14 protein-coding genes are annotated in these 17,841 nt (G+C 26.8%); all 14 read right to left on the bottom strand.

Translation table 11 applies throughout. The annotated features are described in order from the left end of the window. Positions 1–10: 10 nt before the first annotated feature. The gene (gene yabN, locus ATCC9714_RS00635; protein ID WP_054629935.1) at positions 11–1,459 is read right to left on the bottom strand and encodes a bifunctional methyltransferase/pyrophosphohydrolase YabN; all 1,449 of its coding nucleotides are present in this window, start codon (positions 1,457–1,459) and stop codon (positions 11–13) included. Between the two features lie 80 nt (positions 1,460–1,539). Continuing rightward, on the bottom strand, positions 1,540–3,165 hold the full coding sequence (locus tag ATCC9714_RS00630; protein ID WP_057545858.1) for a putative polysaccharide biosynthesis protein: 1,626 nt from the start codon (positions 3,163–3,165) through the stop codon (positions 1,540–1,542). A gap of 118 nt (positions 3,166–3,283) precedes the next feature. Then, positions 3,284–3,823 carry a stage V sporulation T C-terminal domain-containing protein gene (locus tag ATCC9714_RS00625; protein WP_021130289.1) on the bottom strand — a complete coding sequence of 180 codons (540 nt, stop codon included), beginning with the start codon at positions 3,821–3,823 and terminating at the stop codon, positions 3,284–3,286. A 100-nt stretch (positions 3,824–3,923) separates the two neighbouring features. Further along, on the bottom strand, positions 3,924–4,916 hold the full coding sequence (locus ATCC9714_RS00620; protein ID WP_055330930.1) for a peptidylprolyl isomerase: 993 nt from the start codon (positions 4,914–4,916) through the stop codon (positions 3,924–3,926). A gap of 13 nt (positions 4,917–4,929) precedes the next feature. Next, entirely contained in the window at positions 4,930–8,325 is a 3,396-nt protein-coding gene (gene mfd, locus ATCC9714_RS00615; RefSeq protein WP_057545859.1) for a transcription-repair coupling factor, read from the bottom strand. 20 nt (positions 8,326–8,345) lie between these two features. Further along, positions 8,346–8,906 carry an aminoacyl-tRNA hydrolase gene (pth, locus tag ATCC9714_RS00610; protein ID WP_021126830.1) on the bottom strand — a complete coding sequence of 187 codons (561 nt, stop codon included), beginning with the start codon at positions 8,904–8,906 and terminating at the stop codon, positions 8,346–8,348. A 54-nt stretch (positions 8,907–8,960) separates the two neighbouring features. Then, positions 8,961–9,335 carry an A24 family peptidase gene (locus ATCC9714_RS17890; RefSeq protein ID WP_409339671.1) on the bottom strand — a complete coding sequence of 125 codons (375 nt, stop codon included), beginning with the start codon at positions 9,333–9,335 and terminating at the stop codon, positions 8,961–8,963. A gap of 328 nt (positions 9,336–9,663) precedes the next feature. Continuing rightward, the gene (locus ATCC9714_RS00600; RefSeq protein ID WP_057545860.1) at positions 9,664–10,443 is read right to left on the bottom strand and encodes a prepilin peptidase; all 780 of its coding nucleotides are present in this window, start codon (positions 10,441–10,443) and stop codon (positions 9,664–9,666) included. After that, entirely contained in the window at positions 10,443–11,504 is a 1,062-nt protein-coding gene (locus tag ATCC9714_RS00595) for a type IV pilus twitching motility protein PilT (RefSeq protein WP_057545861.1), read from the bottom strand. Before ATCC9714_RS00595 ends, ATCC9714_RS00600 begins: the two co-directional genes overlap by 1 nt. 19 nt (positions 11,505–11,523) lie before the next feature. Continuing rightward, entirely contained in the window at positions 11,524–12,918 is a 1,395-nt protein-coding gene (locus ATCC9714_RS00590) for a type II secretion system protein (RefSeq protein WP_057545862.1), read from the bottom strand. A 22-nt stretch (positions 12,919–12,940) separates the two neighbouring features. Next, positions 12,941–15,043, bottom strand: coding sequence for a hypothetical protein (locus tag ATCC9714_RS00585; protein ID WP_057545863.1), 2,103 nt, complete (start codon positions 15,041–15,043; stop codon positions 12,941–12,943). Between the two features lie 3 nt (positions 15,044–15,046). Then, complete coding sequence (locus ATCC9714_RS00580; protein WP_057545864.1) at positions 15,047–15,556, bottom strand: type IV pilus modification PilV family protein; 510 nt, start codon at positions 15,554–15,556, stop codon at positions 15,047–15,049. A gap of 10 nt (positions 15,557–15,566) precedes the next feature. Further along, positions 15,567–16,298 (bottom strand): type 4a pilus biogenesis protein PilO, encoded by a 732-nt coding sequence (gene pilO, locus ATCC9714_RS00575; RefSeq protein WP_057545865.1) that lies wholly within the window; start codon positions 16,296–16,298, stop codon positions 15,567–15,569. Continuing rightward, complete coding sequence (locus tag ATCC9714_RS00570; RefSeq protein ID WP_057545866.1) at positions 16,291–17,829, bottom strand: PilN domain-containing protein; 1,539 nt, start codon at positions 17,827–17,829, stop codon at positions 16,291–16,293. The genes pilO and ATCC9714_RS00570 overlap by 8 nt, the downstream gene beginning before the upstream one ends. Positions 17,830–17,841 lie beyond the last annotated feature (12 nt).

Raw genomic sequence — 17,841 nt, 5'->3', positions numbered from 1 at the left:
CTTTTATTTACTATTTATTTTTAGATTCGTTCCATAAATCATCCATTTCTTCTAATGTCATACTTTCTAAATCTTTATTTAAACTTATAGCTGTATTTTCTATAAATTCAAATCTTTTTATAAATTTTTCAGTAGATAAATTCAATGCTTCTTCAGGATTTATATCTAAAAACCTAGTAAGGTTAACTATAGAGAACAATAAATCTCCTAGTTCTTCCTTTATGTATTTTATATTTCCTTGTTTGTGTTCGTCAAGTAATTCTTTGTATTCTTCTACAATTTTTTTAAATACCTCTTCTATATTATCCCAGTCAAACCCTACCAAAGATGCCTTATATTGCACTTTTTTGGCTTTTGTAAGTGCCGGTAAATTTTTAGGTATTCTTTTTAACCCTTCAGTTATAGTTGATTCTCCTTTTTCCTCTTTTTTTAAAGTTTCCCAAGTCTTGTCATATGTATTCATATCCACTTTTTCATTTTTAAATACATGAGGATGTCTATAAATTAATTTTTCACATATAGATTGTACGACTTCTTTAAGATCAAAATAGCCTTCTTCTTTTCCTATTTGAGAGTGGAATACAACATGAAGAAGTATATCACCTAATTCTTCTATCATTTCGTCTATATCATCATTATCTATAGCGTTGGCTAATTCATAAGCTTCTTCTATTATATACTCTTTAAGAGATTCATGGGTTTGTTTTTTATCCCATTCACAACCATTTTCACCTCTTAAATTTTCAACTATATTTTCAAGGTCTTTTACTGTATTATACATAGTTTTTTCAGATTTTGGTATATATAAACTAGTTAAATAATCAAAATCATTTTCATTTCGATCCAATTCATAAAGTTTTACGTATTTTTTACTTTCTAAATTTTTTACTCCTGCAGCTCTTACTATGCATATTTCTTGTTCATCATCATAACATTCCATTAATGCTAATTTGACATTAGATGCAATAAATCTATCATAAATTTGAGTTATTATCATACTTGTATTTGTATCTATATAGCTATTTTCTATTTCAAAAGCATCAACTAATTTAAATCCTACAGAAGGATCTAGACCTAAATAGTTAAACATAGCATCTACAAAGCTCATAGAAGCTATTATTTCCACTTCTATGCCTTTTTTACTAGCAATGTCACTAATAATACTTACAGTCTTTTCTGCAACTCTAGGATGGCCTGGAACTACATATACTAGATCTCCATTTTTTGATTCTTCAATTATAAAATTAGAAATATTATTATAGACATTATCAAAATCTTCATCTTCATTATAAAAATTGTCTAAAGATTTATATTTTATTTCATTTTTTAGCTTGTCCATTATAGGATGTTTTTCTGTTCTTAAAAATATTCTATCATTATTTCTTAAGATCTCTAAAGCACCCTGACTTATTAAAGAGTATTCACCTGGTCCAAGACCTACTATTGTTATTTTTCCCATATAAAAGCTCCTTCTTGTGTAAAAATAAAGGAAATCACTTATATAAGTATTTCCTTTATTTACACATTTATATGCATATATTACTTCATAAGTTTTAAATTTCTAAGAACCTTATATAATTTATCACCTTTAGGTATATTCAGCAGTTCTTCTTTGTCTATACCACCTAAAGCGAGAGTTGCTATTAAGTATATAACACCTCCTACACATATAGATATTACGGTAGATAAATTATTTCCTAATGCTTCTATCGTTAATCCAAAACTCAACTTAACTGATAAAAACATTATGTTAACTATAACTAAAGGCACTATAACAAATTGTTTTATTGATAATTTCATTTTTATAGCCTTTTTTATGTATATTAATTCAAGTATAGCAGCTACAAAGTATGCAGTTACTGTTCCTAAAGCTGAACCTATAACGTTAATTTGAGGTATAGCTGTTAACGTATAGCTTATCACAACTTTAAATATCATGCCTATAGCTAAGCATATTACAGGAATCATAGGCTTTCCCATACCTTGTAATATTCCATTTAAGCTTTGTATTAAACCTAAGAATACAACACAAGGTGTAAGAACTAATAATATTGTTCCTACTGATGAAGGTTGTGATGGGTATAAAAGTTTCATTATTGGATGAGCTAAAGATGCCATACCAAATGCAGCTGGTAATACAATCATCAGTGTTATTTTTATAGCGCTTTTGGTCTCTTTTATAACCTTAAATCTATTTCCTAAAGCATATGCTTGTGATATAGTTGGAACTAAACTCATACTCATTGCAACAGTTATAACGGCTGGTAAATTTACAATAGCCATGGCCATTCCAGTTAATTGACCAAACATTATATTAGCTTGAGTTTGAGAAAAACCTGCTTCTACTAATCTTCTAATAACTATAACATTGTCTATCATATTAACCAAAGGCATAACTGATGCTCCAATTGTTATAGGAATTGCTACAACCAGTAGTTTTTCTAATACTTTAACTATACTTTCTTCTCTTAGTTTTTTACTAATTTTGATTTCTCTTCTTATTATTTTTAGTTTTAATAAATATGCAATTATTAGGTATATAATCGAGGCTATAGCACCTATAGTCGCTCCCATTATAGCTCCTGCTGCTCCTTGTTCTGGCCCTGGATTAGGACCTACACTACTCATAAGAAGATATGCAAGAGTTATTCCTAATACAACTCTAAATAATTGCTCACTTATCTGAGAAATAGCTATATGGCCCATCTCTCTTCTTCCTTGAAAATATCCTCTATACGCTGACATAATCGGTACAAATAAAAGTGCTGGTGAAATTGCTAACATAGCAAGTTTAGCTCCAGGATTTTTCATTATGTCGTTTACTATAAAATCAGCTCCAAAGAAAAATATACAAAATGCAACAAATCCAGTGATTGCGAGTACCGTATATGATACCTTAAATACCTTATGAGCGCCTCTGTAATCACCTATAGCCATCTTTTCAGAAACTAATTTTGCTAGTGCTGTTGGAAAGCCTGCTGTAGCTAGAGTTAAAAATAGTGTGTATACAGGATATGCAGCTTGATAATACCCCATACCTTCTGCACCAATTAAATTTCCAAGAGGAATCCTAAAAAATGCTCCTATTATCTTGACAATTATCCCTGCTAAGCCAAGTATTAAAGCTCCTTTTAGAAAAGAATCTCTTCCCCTAGTATTACTCATAAATACCCTCCATAATTTTGTATATAACAAACTCTAATATAACATATATGCTATTATGGATTCAATATATTCCCATACAAACTTGAAAAGACCCTAAAAATAAGGGTCTTTTCAAATATTACTGAACTTGTTTTCCTAAAAAATTAGCTGCTACTTTCAATAGCTTCTCATCACTCTCATTAAGCCCTGCTGCATTTTTAGATACTAAGCATATAGAACCTATGCAATCACCTGATGAACTAATTATAGGCATTATTATTTGAGTTTTATAGTCCATAGAGTCATCTTTGTATAAAGCAATTAATTTATTGTCTTTAACATGATGACATGCTCTATTTTCTATAAGTTCTTCTAATTCTTTACTTATACTTTTTTCTTTGTAATCTTTCTTAGGTAACTTTGATACAGCTATTATAGAATCTAAATCTGTAACTGCAACTCCATGACCTAATGTTTCTCCTAGTGTTTCTGCATACTCTTGGGAAAACTCATTTAATTCTCCTATTGGTGAATATTTTTTTAATATAACTTCACCATCTTTTGCTGTGAAGATCTCTAGAGGATCCCCTTCTCTAATTCTTAGAGTTTTTCTTATTTCCTTTGGGATAACAACTCTTCCAAGATCATCTATTCTTCTAACTATTCCTGTAGCTCTCATATGCAATCGATACCTCCATTAGTAGCTTTGAGTTTATTTTTACCAGTCATAAGAAAAATATACAAAAAACCTATACCATTCCAGTGGTATAGGTTTTTTTTTACACATTTATTTTTAAAGCTTCTTTTTCATTAGTCTCTATTTTAGCTTTATCAGTTAATTTCTTAACTTCTTGTTTATATTTTTCATATAATAAATTTTGTTTTATATTATCTTTAACTTCATCAAAAGTATACTCTTTGTGTTTTTTATCAGTTACTTTTATTATATGGTATCCAAATTGAGTTTCAACTATATTTGATACTTGATCTTTATCCATGCCAAATGCAGCTTTTTCAAATTCAGGAACCATTTGTCCTTTAGAGAAGAACCCTAAATCCCCTCCATTAGATGCTGATCCATCATCTGAGTACTCTTTAGCTAATTTAGCAAAATCTTGTCCTGATTTAACCTTTTCATAAACTTGTTCAGCTTTTTTCTTAGCTTCTTTTTTCTTATCATCTGAAACAGGTTTCTTTGTCTTTGGATCTACTGTTGATATTAGTATATGAGATGCTCTTACTTCATCATCCACATAAGTTTTTTTATGCTCGTCATAATATTTTTTCATTTCTTCTTCAGTTATTTTAGTATTTTTATCGAAATTATTTTTAAAGTTTTGTATAGTTATATCTTTAGTTAACTGAGCTTTTAAGAAAGCATCATCTATTCCATTGTCTTTAAGGAACTTTTCATAGTTTTTATCCTTCTTCATGCTTTCCTTTAATTGTTTAAATTGCTTATCTACTTCTTCTGGCTTTGCTTCTAACTTTTCTTTTTTAGCTTGTTGATATATTACTTGTTCTTGTATCATTTGCTGTAAAATAGCTTTTTTCATTTCATCTTTGTATTTTACACCTTTTTTTATTTCTTGATCCCATAGATCTTTACCATACATTTTTGTAATAGATTCTTTATAAGTTGCTACAGTCTTTTTAAAGTCATCTGCAGAAATTTCAACTCCATTTACAACTGCTACAGGTTTTTTAGTACTACATGCTGTCATACCAATACCTAGCATAATTACCATTAGCACCGATAATATCTTTTTCATTTAAACACCCTCTCTAGTTATTTTTTTTATTTATACACATTTGTTCGAGTATACTTTGTAATTCATCTATTATTTTATATCCATTTTTTTCTTTTGTTCTATATCTCGTAAGTGGTAAAAGAATTACTTCATCATTTAACATTCTAATTTTTTCAATTCCAACTTGCTTACACAGTGTTTTTATGTAAGCTATAGAAATAAGTGCATTTACAGATTTTGGTATATCAGAGAATCTATCAGCTAATTCATCTTTTATATCATTCATATCACCTTCATTTTCTATAGATGCAATCTTTTTATACATTTCAATTTTTATAATTTCATCATCTATATAACTATCAGGTATATAAGCATTTACAGGTAAATCCACTTCTACATCTATCTCTTCTTGAACTACCTCACCTTTTACTTTTCTTATAGCTTCATTTAACATTTTTACATATAAATCATATCCAATTACAGCCATATGTCCATGCTGTTGAGGTCCTAATATATTACCTGCACCTCTTATTTCTAAATCTCTCATTGCAATCTTAAATCCTGAACCAAATTCAGTAAATTCTCTTATAGCTTTCAATCTCTTTTCTGCTATTTCACTTAATACTTTGTCTTTTTCATACATAAAGTATGCATAACCTTGTCTATTACTTCTACCAACTCTACCTCTTAGTTGATAAAGTTGAGCTAATCCCATTTTATCTGCATCATATACAATCATAGTATTAGCATTAGATATATCCATACCTGTTTCTATTATTGTTGTACAAACAAGTACATTATACTCTTTATTTAAAAATCCTATTATTATATTTTCCAGTTCTTTCCCTGTCATTCTACCATGGGCTACTGCTATTTTAGCATCTGGGACTAATCTTTGTATCATACTAGCCATTTCATCAATTCTTTCAACCCTATTATAAACAAAGAATACTTGCCCACCTCTTGCTATTTCTCTTTCAATCTCATCTTGAATTATACTTTCTTTTCCTTCAACTACATAGGTTATAACGGGATATCTCTCTTGAGGAGGCTCTTCTATAACACTCATATCCCTTATTCCACTCAATGACATATGAAGAGTTCTAGGTATAGGTGTAGCTGATAAAGTTAGTACATCTACTGTTGATTTTATTTTCTTTAAAGACTCTTTATGTTTTACTCCAAATCTTTGTTCTTCATCAATAACTACTAATCCTAAGTTAGGAAGATCTATATCCTTAGATATTATTCTATGTGTTCCTATTATAACATCTACCAAACCTTTTCTAGCATCTTCTATAATTTGTTTTTGCTCCTTAGGAGTTTTAAATCTACTTAAAACTTCAACTCTTATCGGATAGTTTTCAAATCTTGATCTAAATGTATTGTAATGTTGTTGAGCAAGAATTGTAGTTGGAACAAGTACTGCAACTTGTTTTTGATCCATACATGCCTTAAAAATAGCTCTTATTGCAACTTCTGTCTTTCCATATCCAACATCCCCACATATAAGCCTATCCATAACTTTATTAGATTCCATATCCTTTTTAGTTTCTTCTATAGCTTTTATTTGGTCATCTGTTTCTTGATATGGGAATAGAGTTTCAAATTCACTTTGCCATAATGTATCTTTAGAGAATCTATATCCTTTTATTTTTTCTCTTTTAGCATATAACTCAACTAAATCTTTGGTCATATCTTCTATTTCTTTTTTAACTTTAGCCTTAGCCTTTGACCATTCACTGCTTCCAAGCTTATTTAATTTTACTTTTTCAGTGTCTGCACCTATAAACTTTTGAATTTTGTCCATTTGATCGATTGGAACATATAAGTTGTCACCACCTTGATATACAACTCTCATGTAGTCTTTTTTAACTCCATTTACACTTAACTGGTCTATACCTACATATCTACCAACCCCACTATTTTCATGAACAACATAATCTCCAACATTTAAATCTAAAAATGTTTCTATTTTTTGACCTTTATTGAATTTTTTAGATTTAGAGGTTTTAGCCCTTTTATTAGATCCAATCATCTCTTTATCTGTTATGACATCAAACTTTATAGATTTATACTGAAAACCAGATGTTATATTCCCAACAACTATTACAACTTGAGATGAATATATTTCTACATCTCTTTTTCTAGATAATACAGTTTCTATTCCTAAATTTAATAATTCTTTATTTAGCTTTTTAGCTCTATCATAAGTATTAGTCGCTAATACAACTTTATGACCATTGTATTTTAATCTAGTTAATTCTTCTGCTAAAATATCTAATTTACCATTAAATGATGGAATTTCTCTACTCTCAAAATTTACAATTGATTTTACACTAATATCTTTTATAGACTTAGTTAAAAGCATATTTAAAATTAACTTTTTACCTTGAGCTAAATATTCTAAATCTGAATAATGATATAATAAATTACCTTGTTGTTTTAAAGCCAATCCTCTTTCTAGGTTTAATTTATAATTTTCTTTAAATTCATTTATATAGTTTTCACATCTCTCTTTTAATCTAGATACGTCATTTATAAATACAACTGCATCTTCCTTAAGATATGTAAATATACTTTTATTTTCGTCAGTATACATATAATCTATATAGTTTTCAACACCCTCAAAGTAGGTTTTTGTTTTTATATTTTCTATACTCTTATAAACATCATCATCAGTTATTTTAGAAATATCTTTTTCTAATCTAGTTAAAGACTCTTCTATACTTTCAGGATATATAAACTCTCTTGATGGAGTTATCGTACATTTTTTTATTTTCTTTATAGATTTTTGAGTAAATACATCAAAAGTTCTTATAGATTCAATTTCATCATCAAATAATTCAATACGTATAGGTGTATCATACTCTAGTGAAAATACATCTATAATTCCACCCCTAATACTAAATTGACCGAAACCTTCTATCTTAGAAACTCTTTCATACCCTAGGTTAACTAATTTTTTAGATATATTTTCAATATCTATTGTATCTCCAATTTTATATGTAAATATGTTTTTCTTTAAAACCTCTTTTGGTACATATTTACTAAGAACAGCTTCTACAGAAGTTACTATTACTGTATTCTCCTTGCTTATCATCCTTAATAGTACTTTTAATTTTCTTGCTTCATCATTTCTATCCTTTGCATCTAAATGATAAAAGTATATATCTTGAGAACTTAAGTAATCAACTTTATCTTTCATATAAAAACATAAATCTTCATATACTTTTTTTGCTTCTAAATCCGTGTTTGCAATATACAGAATCTGTTTCTTTAAATCGTTAAATATAGAGTACACTATATTGGGCTTTTGTGATTGTACTAGCCCATTTATTAATAATGTACCTTTATTGTTTTCTATATTGTTTATTACGTCTTTATATTCTTTAGAATTTTGCAAAGGAGATATAAAAATATCGTTCATTTTCTAATCCCCCCTATAAACTAACCATTATATTTATTCATTGCTAGGTCTAAATTTTCTCTTATCATGCAATCAACAGCTTTAGCTGCTTTTTCTAATCCATCTTGTATATCATCAGCTTCTTCTTTCCTAAATCTTGATAAAACGAAATCAGCCAAATCTTGTCCTTGTCTTGGCTTTGAAACTCCTATCCTAACTCTTGGAAATTCATTAGTTCCTAAACATTTTAGAATAGATCTCATTCCATTGTGAGTTCCCCCACTACCTTTTTTTCTTATTCTTATTTTTCCTACTTCTAAATCTATATCATCGTATATTACTACAATATTATTTGAATCAACTTTGTAGTAATTATATATGTCTATTAATGTTTCTCCACTTAGATTCATATATGTTTGAGGTTTTACTAATATAACTTTTTCACTTCCTACCCTTCCTTCTCCTATAAGAGCCTTATGTTTTATTTTCGTTACACTTATACCATATTCCTTTGCTAAAATATCTATAACATCAAATCCAACGTTATGTCTTGTATGTTCGTATTGTTTGCCCGGATTTCCTAACCCTACTATTACGTACATTCTCATTCCTCCTTTTGTAATAAATCTTAAAATTTAATTTTCATATAAAATTCACTAAATATTTATCAGTAAATTAGGCTTACTAACAATTAAAAACACTGTAGCTAAAAATATGCATGGCGCAAATGGAATATATGATTTCCTTGATTTCTTTTTTATAACCAATAAATAAATTCCATATATGCTCCCAAAAATGAAAGACATAGGAATTAAAAATAAGCACCTATTTATACCTACACAAAAACAGCACAAAGCATAGACTCCTATATCACCTGAGCCTATACCTTTTGTTAGTTTAACCAATATATATGGAATAATAAATCCAAATATTAGACCTAATATATGATTCATTATAATATCTTTTGTAATTAATAATATAAAGCCTTGAATTATTATACCACTAATTATAGTTATATCGTATATATACATTGTATAATAGTCTATTATAGATATCACTAACAAAAAGCATGCTAAAAGTGAATACCTTAAAAAATCTTCATTAAATCCAAGTTTCACGTAAAACAAAAGTATAACTATCGGCAATATAAAATAAATAATTTTCTTATAAACTTCTATTTTAAAAATTTCTTCTATTGAAAACTGAACTATCTTGATCATTAATAAACTTAATAATAATATCTTTATCATAATTAAATACTAATAGTAGGTTATTTTAATTATTAACAATTAACCAAGATTATAGTCTTATTAATTATTAACAAATAATAACCTATGAGATAAATTCATAGGTTATTATTTATAAAAATATATTTATATAAAATTTTATAATTTGATTTCCATAAAAAAGTGAAACTATAGATGCTATAGATATAAATGGCCCAAATGGTATCATGGAATTATAATTTTTATTTCTTATCTTATTATACAAAATAATAAATATACCATAAAAAGCGCCTATATATATACTAAATAAAATTGTTAGTAAAGAAAGTTTACTTCCTAAAAATAATCCTACCATAGTATAAAGCTTTATATCTCCTCCACCCATAACTTCTCTTTTTATAAAAAATTCTATTATCCAAATAACTATAAACATGCTTCCACCTGTAAATAAAGCTCCTCTTAATCCATCAAAAAAATCTATACCAAAACCTAATCCATTAGCTACTAAAGATACTATAACTCCTATTAAAATCAATTTATCTGGTATTATGTAATGATCTATATCTATAAAAGTTATTATTATAAGTAGAGATATAAAAATCATATAGTATACGGTTATAACTCTATATCCAAATTTTAAATATACTAAAGTAAATAAAATACCTGTCAAAAATTCAATTAAAGCATATCTTGGTGAAATTGAATTTTTACAATATCTACATTTACCTCCTATAAATAACCAACTTAAAATTGGAACTAAATCTATAGGCTTTAATCTAGTATTGCAGTTGTAACAATGTGAAGGAGGGTTACATACAGATAAATTTTCAGGAATTCTATAAATGCAGACATTATAAAAACTTCCAAAAACAGATCCTAATACAAAACTAATAATCATAAAATATAGGCTCATTAAAATTCTCCACCCATTAATCTACTAGTAAAATCAAAGTCAGTACATCTACTTAGTACACTATCTCTAGAAATTTTTCCTTGTCTATATAAACTCACAAGCTCATGATCCATAGATTGCATACCAATCTTAGTTCCGGTCTGAATCATATTAGGTATTTGATATGTTTTAGATTCTCTAATTAAATTCCTTATAGCAGGTGTAGTTATCATAACTTCTACTGCGACAACTCTATTTCTTCCATCTATAGTTGGTACTAACTGTTGAGATATTACTCCCTCACATACTGTTGATAATTGAGTTCTTACTTGTTGCTGTTGTTCAGATGTAAACATGTCAACTATCCTATCTATAGTTTTTGCAGCCCCTATAGTATGTAGAGTAGAAAAAACTAAATGTCCTGTTTCAGCAGCTGTCAAAGCAATTGAGACAGTTTCTGGATCTCTCATTTCTCCTATAAGTATTACATCTGGATCTTGTCTTAAAACAGCTCTTAAAGCAGTATTAAAGCTTTCTGTGTCATTTCCTATCTCTCTTTGAGAAACTATACTTTGCTTATGATGATGAACATATTCTATAGGGTCTTCTAGAGTTATAATATGTTTTTGTTGTTTTTCATTTATTATATCTAATAAACTTGCCAAGGTTGTACTTTTCCCACTTCCAGTTGGCCCTGTTACAAGAATTAATCCTTTTTCCTTTTCCGTAAACTTAACTATAGATTCAGGCAATCCTAATGAGTTAAATGATGGTATCTGAGATGTTATAGTCCTAATTGCTATTGCATAATTTCCTCTTTGTTTATATACATTAACCCTAAATCTTTCTCCATTTTCAATCGCAACAGAGAAATCACATTCACCATGTTTTTTTAGCCTTTCAAAGTTCTTAGGTCCAGCTAATTCTTTAGCCATTTCTTCTGTATCTTCTTTCGTTAGTAACTTATCTGATAGTTTAACAAACTTTCCCTTTGTCCTTGCTATAGGTTCGCAATCTGTTGTTATATGTATGTCTGATGCCCCTAATTCAACTGCTATTTTTAACATACTAAAAATTTTCATAAGTATTCTCCTTTTCTAGCTATTTCTTATGATAATTTGTTTGTGATAACATATATTTTACTTCTATTAAAAATCTATTTGCTTTATCTAGATGTGTTATTGCATCTTCTTCATATATATTTCTATATTGCTTGTTTTTTAAAGCCTCTTTTATTTTGACTTGTTGATCTATTATTTTATCAATTAAGTTATTTATATCCATAGAAACTTTTTTAGAATCATCGCTTATATCTTTGTCCTCGTTAAATCTATCTACAATATTCCAATTAATATTATTTTGAATGTTCAACATCTCTCCAGCCAAAATCTGGGTATGTAATACGTTCCATACGTCATAAAGTTTATACCCTTCATTTACTAACATAAAAATATCATCTCTAGCTTTGGAAATTTCACCTACTATCTTATATTGAGTATAGTCATGAATATTTAATATATTATTATGATTTAAATCATACTTTTCTTTTCCCATATATTCAGTTGTTATCTGTGCGACATATACATATTTCTCTAACCTGTTTAAGTCATTAAAAGCTAGGTCTAATTGGTTATTTGAATACCTTTTAAAAAGTTTTATATTATTCTCAATTGAGTCTAAAATTGACCTAACTTTTTTCATGTTTTTTGGAGGATTCTTCTTTGTTATTTGAAATAATTCATCTATATCTCCTTTTATATCTTTTTCTAATTTAATTTTAAGTTCAGTACTTAGCTCATTTTTGGCATTTTTAAAATATTTACTTATTTGATTAGTACAGTAAAATAAATAATTTTCTCCAAAAACTTCTTCATTATCTTTTAAACCATTATTTTCATCTTCATTTTGAGAATTTGAAATTCTATTATAAACATCAAAGCTATAAATTCGAGTTCCTCTTTTTATATAATTCAACTCTACATCATATATACTTTTATCTTTAATTTCAATTTTTAAGGGAATTAAATCTTTATCTAATATTTGATTATGTAAAAAATTTAACTTTACCTTTTTATCAATTCTATCTAGTGAATATAATAATTTATTATTTTTTTTGTAAATTGATATACTGTAATTTACAAAATCTAAATTATCAAATTTAATAATATATGAATATGTAATCTTTTTATTAGAGGTAATTTCATTTATGCTTTTCTTTATATAATCATAGTCATCCTTTCTACTTTTTATATCCTTTATACTCCCTACGTTTTTGTTACTATAAAACAAATCAACTTCTTTTGCTGAACTCAGTTCTTTTGTCATATATCTTTTTAAATTATTAACTCCATTTTGCATATCAGAAGTTAATAACTGATCTTTACTTAATGCGTTAGTTTTGTTTATTACTTGATATCCTATAAAACTAACAATACTAATTATAGCTAATGCTATAATTACTTCTATCAAAGTAAATCCTCTGCTCCCCTTCTTCATCTTAAACGTCTCCTTAACACAATTAAATATCTAAAGAATCATCCCTCCAATTTAAAATTTTATAAGTTATATCATAATCTAAACTATTTTTTAAATTAGTTATTGATATTCTAACTTTAGCTTTAATTGGACTTTTCAAATTTTCTTCTTTAGATTTAATAATTATATCTATATCAATATTATTATCTGACTGAGTTTCAATCGTATTATAGATTTCTTCTTTCTTAACTCTTAAAGAATAATCCACTCCGTTTACAAATAACTTATCCAAATTAATTCTAGTGCTACCTTTAGGTTCCCTTTGTAATATTGTAAAATCAGATGGAAATCTTAATTTTAAATTATTATTTTTTTTATTTAAATTATTATAATGATCTCCTTCACTCCAAATACTATTGAATAAATATCTTGTTTTTACTATTGTGTTTATAGAATCGTTAATTTTTTTTATCATATTATCTATTTGAAGTTTCTCATAGCTTGACTTATTTACAGATTTTAATTCTTTTAAATTTATATCTAGGTTTTCTAAGCTCTCATTTATTGAATCCAAGTCCTTAACAATATTTCCTATATTTACATCATATTTTATATAAATATCATTTTGGCTTTTCTCATCTCCAAAAAAATACTCCCAAAGTTTTTCCCACCAATAACTATCACTTTTAGCCCCAAAAGATTTTACAATCTTTAGTTCTTCTTCTAAACCATTTCTTTTGTTTAAAATTTTATTACATAAAGAATTTATTTTTTCTGTTGTTTTCTCGTAAGTTTTAATTTCTTCTGTACTATTAAATACTTCGTTTACATTATCTTGTATTTGATCATTTAGAATATATTCATTTATAAAAGCCTTATTGATTTTATATTTAATATATTTTAATTGTACTTGTGAAGATTTAATATATCGTCTTATAAACTGAGCGTAAACCATTATAGAGGATTCTTTATCTACATTCGATGAGTTTATTTCATATTCTTTTCCTGCATTTTCATTTGGCAATCCATCTTTATGTATTTTCATTATTTCTTTTTCATAATTGTACTTTCCAATCGACCTATATAAGTTGTCTAATCTATTAGATATTTTTATAATTTGATTAACCTTTTGGTCATAAGTGTTACAGTTTTTAAGTTCATCTATATCAAATCTTAACTTTTCAATATAATTATCACTTTCAGTATCTTTCATTATATATATCATGTCATCTATAAACTGCATACTAGTCTTATCTTTTTCACTATCCATCTTTAATTTTTCTAAATTAGATACAGATTTTTTAATTTTTTGTAGATAATCTATACTTATTTTTAACTCTGATTGTAGTTGATTAACATCATCAATAGAAACTTCCTCTATGTATACTTGATTTAAGGTATTATTATAATTAAAGTATGCAAAATTACTGTTTATTTGATTTATTAAATACTGTATGTAATCCTTAGATTTACTTATAGATGATTTTATATTTTTTTTATCCCTTGTTAAATTAACATCTTTTAATTCATCCATTTCTAAAATTTCATTTAGAGTATTTTCTATGAAATTAAGTGCTTCTAAAGCATTTTTTCTATTTTCATTATTGAACTTATCTATGTATTCTCCTGAATTTATCACGTAATCTATTGGTGATTTTTTATTACCATTTAAAATATATGCTTTATCAAAATAAATACTTTTTAATTTTATACCTATTTGTGGATATAGACCTGTGTCTGAAATAAGATTTCCTTCTGAATTTATATTATTACCATCTTTATCAGGCATTTTCACTTGCTTATTTATAAGTAAAGCTTCTAATAAATTTGCCTTAACATCTCTTGTAATACGATAAACTATACTTTGACTAGCTTCATATTTCAGTTTACTATCAGAACTTAACTGATTTTCTTTTCCATTTTCACTAATGCTTACTCTCTCTATAAAACTTCCAATTGCTTGTTCAATATTTCCTTGGACATTATAATCAGCCTGTATAGAATTTTGAGTGTTTTTACTAGTTTTAATCTGACTTACAATCTGTTTAGAAAGCATTAAAATAATAATACTAGCTAAAACTATAACAATGATAGCTAGTATCATAGCAGAACCTTTGTCATCTTTTAGTTTATATTTAGCTTTCATATTTTAAATTCCCCCATTATCAAGTACTTTTGTACTTATATTTACTGTTCTTTTTGTTAAGTCAGATATAGGTTTTACAGCTATATTTAAATAATATATGTAAAAATGCTTTACTTGCTGATTTATTTCTTTAGTTGTTATTTTTACTTGAATTTGAAAATTTGTATTTTCTCTTCCCTCGTACCTAACCATATATTCAGGTGAGATGTATTCCTTTACTTCTTTTACCTTATTCTTATTTATTTTTTCATTAGTTTTTAAACTATTTGTAGATACTATATTTCCATCTCCATTTAGATCTAAATCTATAGTATTTTTATTATCTTTTATATCTTTAGTTATATGTTCAATTTCATTTTGTGCTATATCCATGGCTTGTATATCCTTTTCATTCTTAGCGTTACTTCTATTAGTTATATTAACTATCATGAAAAATGACATACTAACTAAAGATACTATGAATAATGCAATTAATACTTCGATAAGCGTAAATCCTTTGTTTTTTAGTTTCATAAAATCACCTCTAATTTGTTGAACTAACAAAAGGATTAAACTTACCTGGATTCCAATTATTTGGATTTTCTATTTCTAGCTTTAAACTTGGATCTTGAGACATATACATTATAAATTTAAATGTAGCTGTAACATCTCCATTTTGTTTATTTTCTTTCTTTTCATCGATAGGTTGAGTTGTTCCTTGTTCTATTGAAGTATTACTTAATTCAGGTTTTTTATATGCTTCCATATTAAAATTTTGAATCTGAGTTACATTTTGTTGTTCCTCTAAGTAATACATTATTTCTCTTATGTATCTGTAATTGCCCCTAACCTGTAAAGTAGTTGGAATTGCATAGAAATTTTCATATTTTACAGAAGGGTCAATACTATAATTTAATAACTCTATACCATTTTTACTCATCATATTAGATAATCCAACTAAAAACATTCCATCTTGCATATCATAAGACAGTCTTTTACTTTTTTCATTTGCTTGTCTGGCTAAGTTTTGTAATTCTTCATTCAACTGCTGTCTTGTATCAAGTTTATTTTCGTCATCTTTCAACTGAGAATTCACCATACTTAACTTTCTGTTTACATTAGAAAATTCAATGTACTTTGGATAAACTATAAAGTATGTATAAGCTATAACCCCTAAAAAAATACAAACTAGAATAATTATATTCTTATAATTAATTTTTAAATCAATTTTAAATAAATCCTTTATATCCATGTGAAGTATATTTTTCTTATCCATTAAGAACAACTCCTTCTTTCAAGTAAGCTTTTATAATATATGAGTACATTCCTTTATTCTCATCTTTTTTTAAATTTTCAAGCTTTGCTTTTTTAAAATAAATTGAATTGTTTAATTCGTATAAAAACTGTCCTACGTTTCTTGTGGAACTTGCATTTCCTTCTATAGTTATCAAATTTGGAATTTGTTCATATAAAGGTGTTTTTTCTTGATCTTTTCCGTTATCATTATGTTTTACAAGATTTTCATCATAGCGAACATCTAACTTAGTTATATCAACTGAAGTAGGAATACTTTCATCTATTGAATTTAATATTGGTGACCATGTAACTTCTTTAGATAATATCATGTCATATATCTTTAACTCATTTTTCTTATCATCTATATCTTTTTTTATTTTATCAATTTGCTTTTCTTTTAACTCAGTCTGAGTTATTTTAAAATTAAGATTGTCTAACTGATTTTTTTCATTTTTAATTACATAATCCATTGCTATATATGGAATCGCCATTAGTATTAAAATTATCGGAGATGCAATATAAACTTTTCTTCTGATTTCTTTTCTTCGTTGTTTTAGTTTTAAATTCTTTGGTAACAAATTCATGTAATGACATACCTTTTTGCTTTCCCCATTAAGCATGCATCCCAGTGCATCAACAATTAAACTTATTTCACTTTCATCTATATTGCCTTTCAAACTTTCATCTATATCAAAAAGATTTTCCAATCCTGTTACTAATTCACTTGAAAATACCATTTTAAAAGCATTTACTAAATCTTTATTATATGCATACTTACCAACAGTTACTATCCTATCAACTGATTTCCCAAAGTTCCTAGATGAATAATAGTTCATAAGTCCATTTACTTCACTTGCTATACTACTGCTTTGATAGACTGAATTTTCATCCGTTATTTTTATTGGTATATTATCATGCATAAATAACTTATCGTCTTTATATATATCAATTACCGTTCCATAATCTCCAATATTAGCAATCATTATATCCTTATATTCTATAATTTTTAAAATCCTTAAATATGATGTAGCTAATGTATCTATTATTTCAACATTCAACTTAAACTCACCTAAAACTTCTATTATTTTATTTACTTCATTATTAGGTATAGCAGCTAGTATCAGTTCTAAATATTTAGTTCCTTCTACTTCATCTTCCGCTGTAACTTCATACGAAAATACATGGCTATCTCTATCTAAAGATATCATTTCATCAATTTCTATGTTCATAAGACCTTCTAAATCTTTTTTATCAATTTTAGGAATTTTATTTGATTTTAGTATAACTTCTCTAGTATTTAAGCATAAAATCACATTTTTACTTTTAAAATTAGATCTCATTAACGCCTGTCTAAGAAGCTCATATTTATCTGCATCATAATCTAAATTTATATCCGACTCTGACAAAAAGAATTTGTTTTTTATATTAAACTTTTCCCTTTTTTTATTATATGACCCTTCTACTATCGAAACATAATCTCCATAATATGAGATATACAATTTTGTTGTCATTAATTTGTCCTC

It is taken from the genome of Paraclostridium sordellii (genome assembly GCF_000953675.1).
Lineage (GTDB): Bacteria > Bacillota > Clostridia > Peptostreptococcales > Peptostreptococcaceae > Paraclostridium > Paraclostridium sordellii.
Note: the sequence above shows the minus strand (reverse complement) of the source record. Positions and strands in the feature narration are given on the sequence as shown.

Excerpts from the sequence above, each read along its gene's own strand:
- yabN (WP_054629935.1), bottom strand. The coding sequence starts at position 1,459 with ATGGGAAAAATAACAATAGTAGGTCTTGGACCAGGTGAATACTCTTTA.
- ATCC9714_RS00630 (WP_057545858.1), bottom strand. The coding sequence starts at position 3,165 with ATGAGTAATACTAGGGGAAGAGATTCTTTTCTAAAAGGAGCTTTAATA.
- ATCC9714_RS00625 (WP_021130289.1), bottom strand. The coding sequence starts at position 3,823 with ATGAGAGCTACAGGAATAGTTAGAAGAATAGATGATCTTGGAAGAGTT.
- ATCC9714_RS00620 (WP_055330930.1), bottom strand. The coding sequence starts at position 4,916 with ATGAAAAAGATATTATCGGTGCTAATGGTAATTATGCTAGGTATTGGT.
- mfd (WP_057545859.1), bottom strand. The coding sequence starts at position 8,325 with ATGAACGATATTTTTATATCTCCTTTGCAAAATTCTAAAGAATATAAA.
- pth (WP_021126830.1), bottom strand. The coding sequence starts at position 8,906 with ATGTACGTAATAGTAGGGTTAGGAAATCCGGGCAAACAATACGAACAT.
- ATCC9714_RS17890 (WP_409339671.1), bottom strand. The coding sequence starts at position 9,335 with ATGTATATATACGATATAACTATAATTAGTGGTATAATAATTCAAGGC.
- ATCC9714_RS00600 (WP_057545860.1), bottom strand. The coding sequence starts at position 10,443 with ATGAGCCTATATTTTATGATTATTAGTTTTGTATTAGGATCTGTTTTT.
- ATCC9714_RS00595 (WP_057545861.1), bottom strand. The coding sequence starts at position 11,504 with ATGAAAATTTTTAGTATGTTAAAAATAGCAGTTGAATTAGGGGCATCA.
- ATCC9714_RS00590 (WP_057545862.1), bottom strand. The coding sequence starts at position 12,918 with ATGAAGAAGGGGAGCAGAGGATTTACTTTGATAGAAGTAATTATAGCA.
- ATCC9714_RS00585 (WP_057545863.1), bottom strand. The coding sequence starts at position 15,043 with ATGAAAGCTAAATATAAACTAAAAGATGACAAAGGTTCTGCTATGATA.
- ATCC9714_RS00580 (WP_057545864.1), bottom strand. The coding sequence starts at position 15,556 with ATGAAACTAAAAAACAAAGGATTTACGCTTATCGAAGTATTAATTGCA.
- pilO (WP_057545865.1), bottom strand. The coding sequence starts at position 16,298 with ATGGATAAGAAAAATATACTTCACATGGATATAAAGGATTTATTTAAA.
- ATCC9714_RS00570 (WP_057545866.1), bottom strand. The coding sequence starts at position 17,829 with ATGACAACAAAATTGTATATCTCATATTATGGAGATTATGTTTCGATA.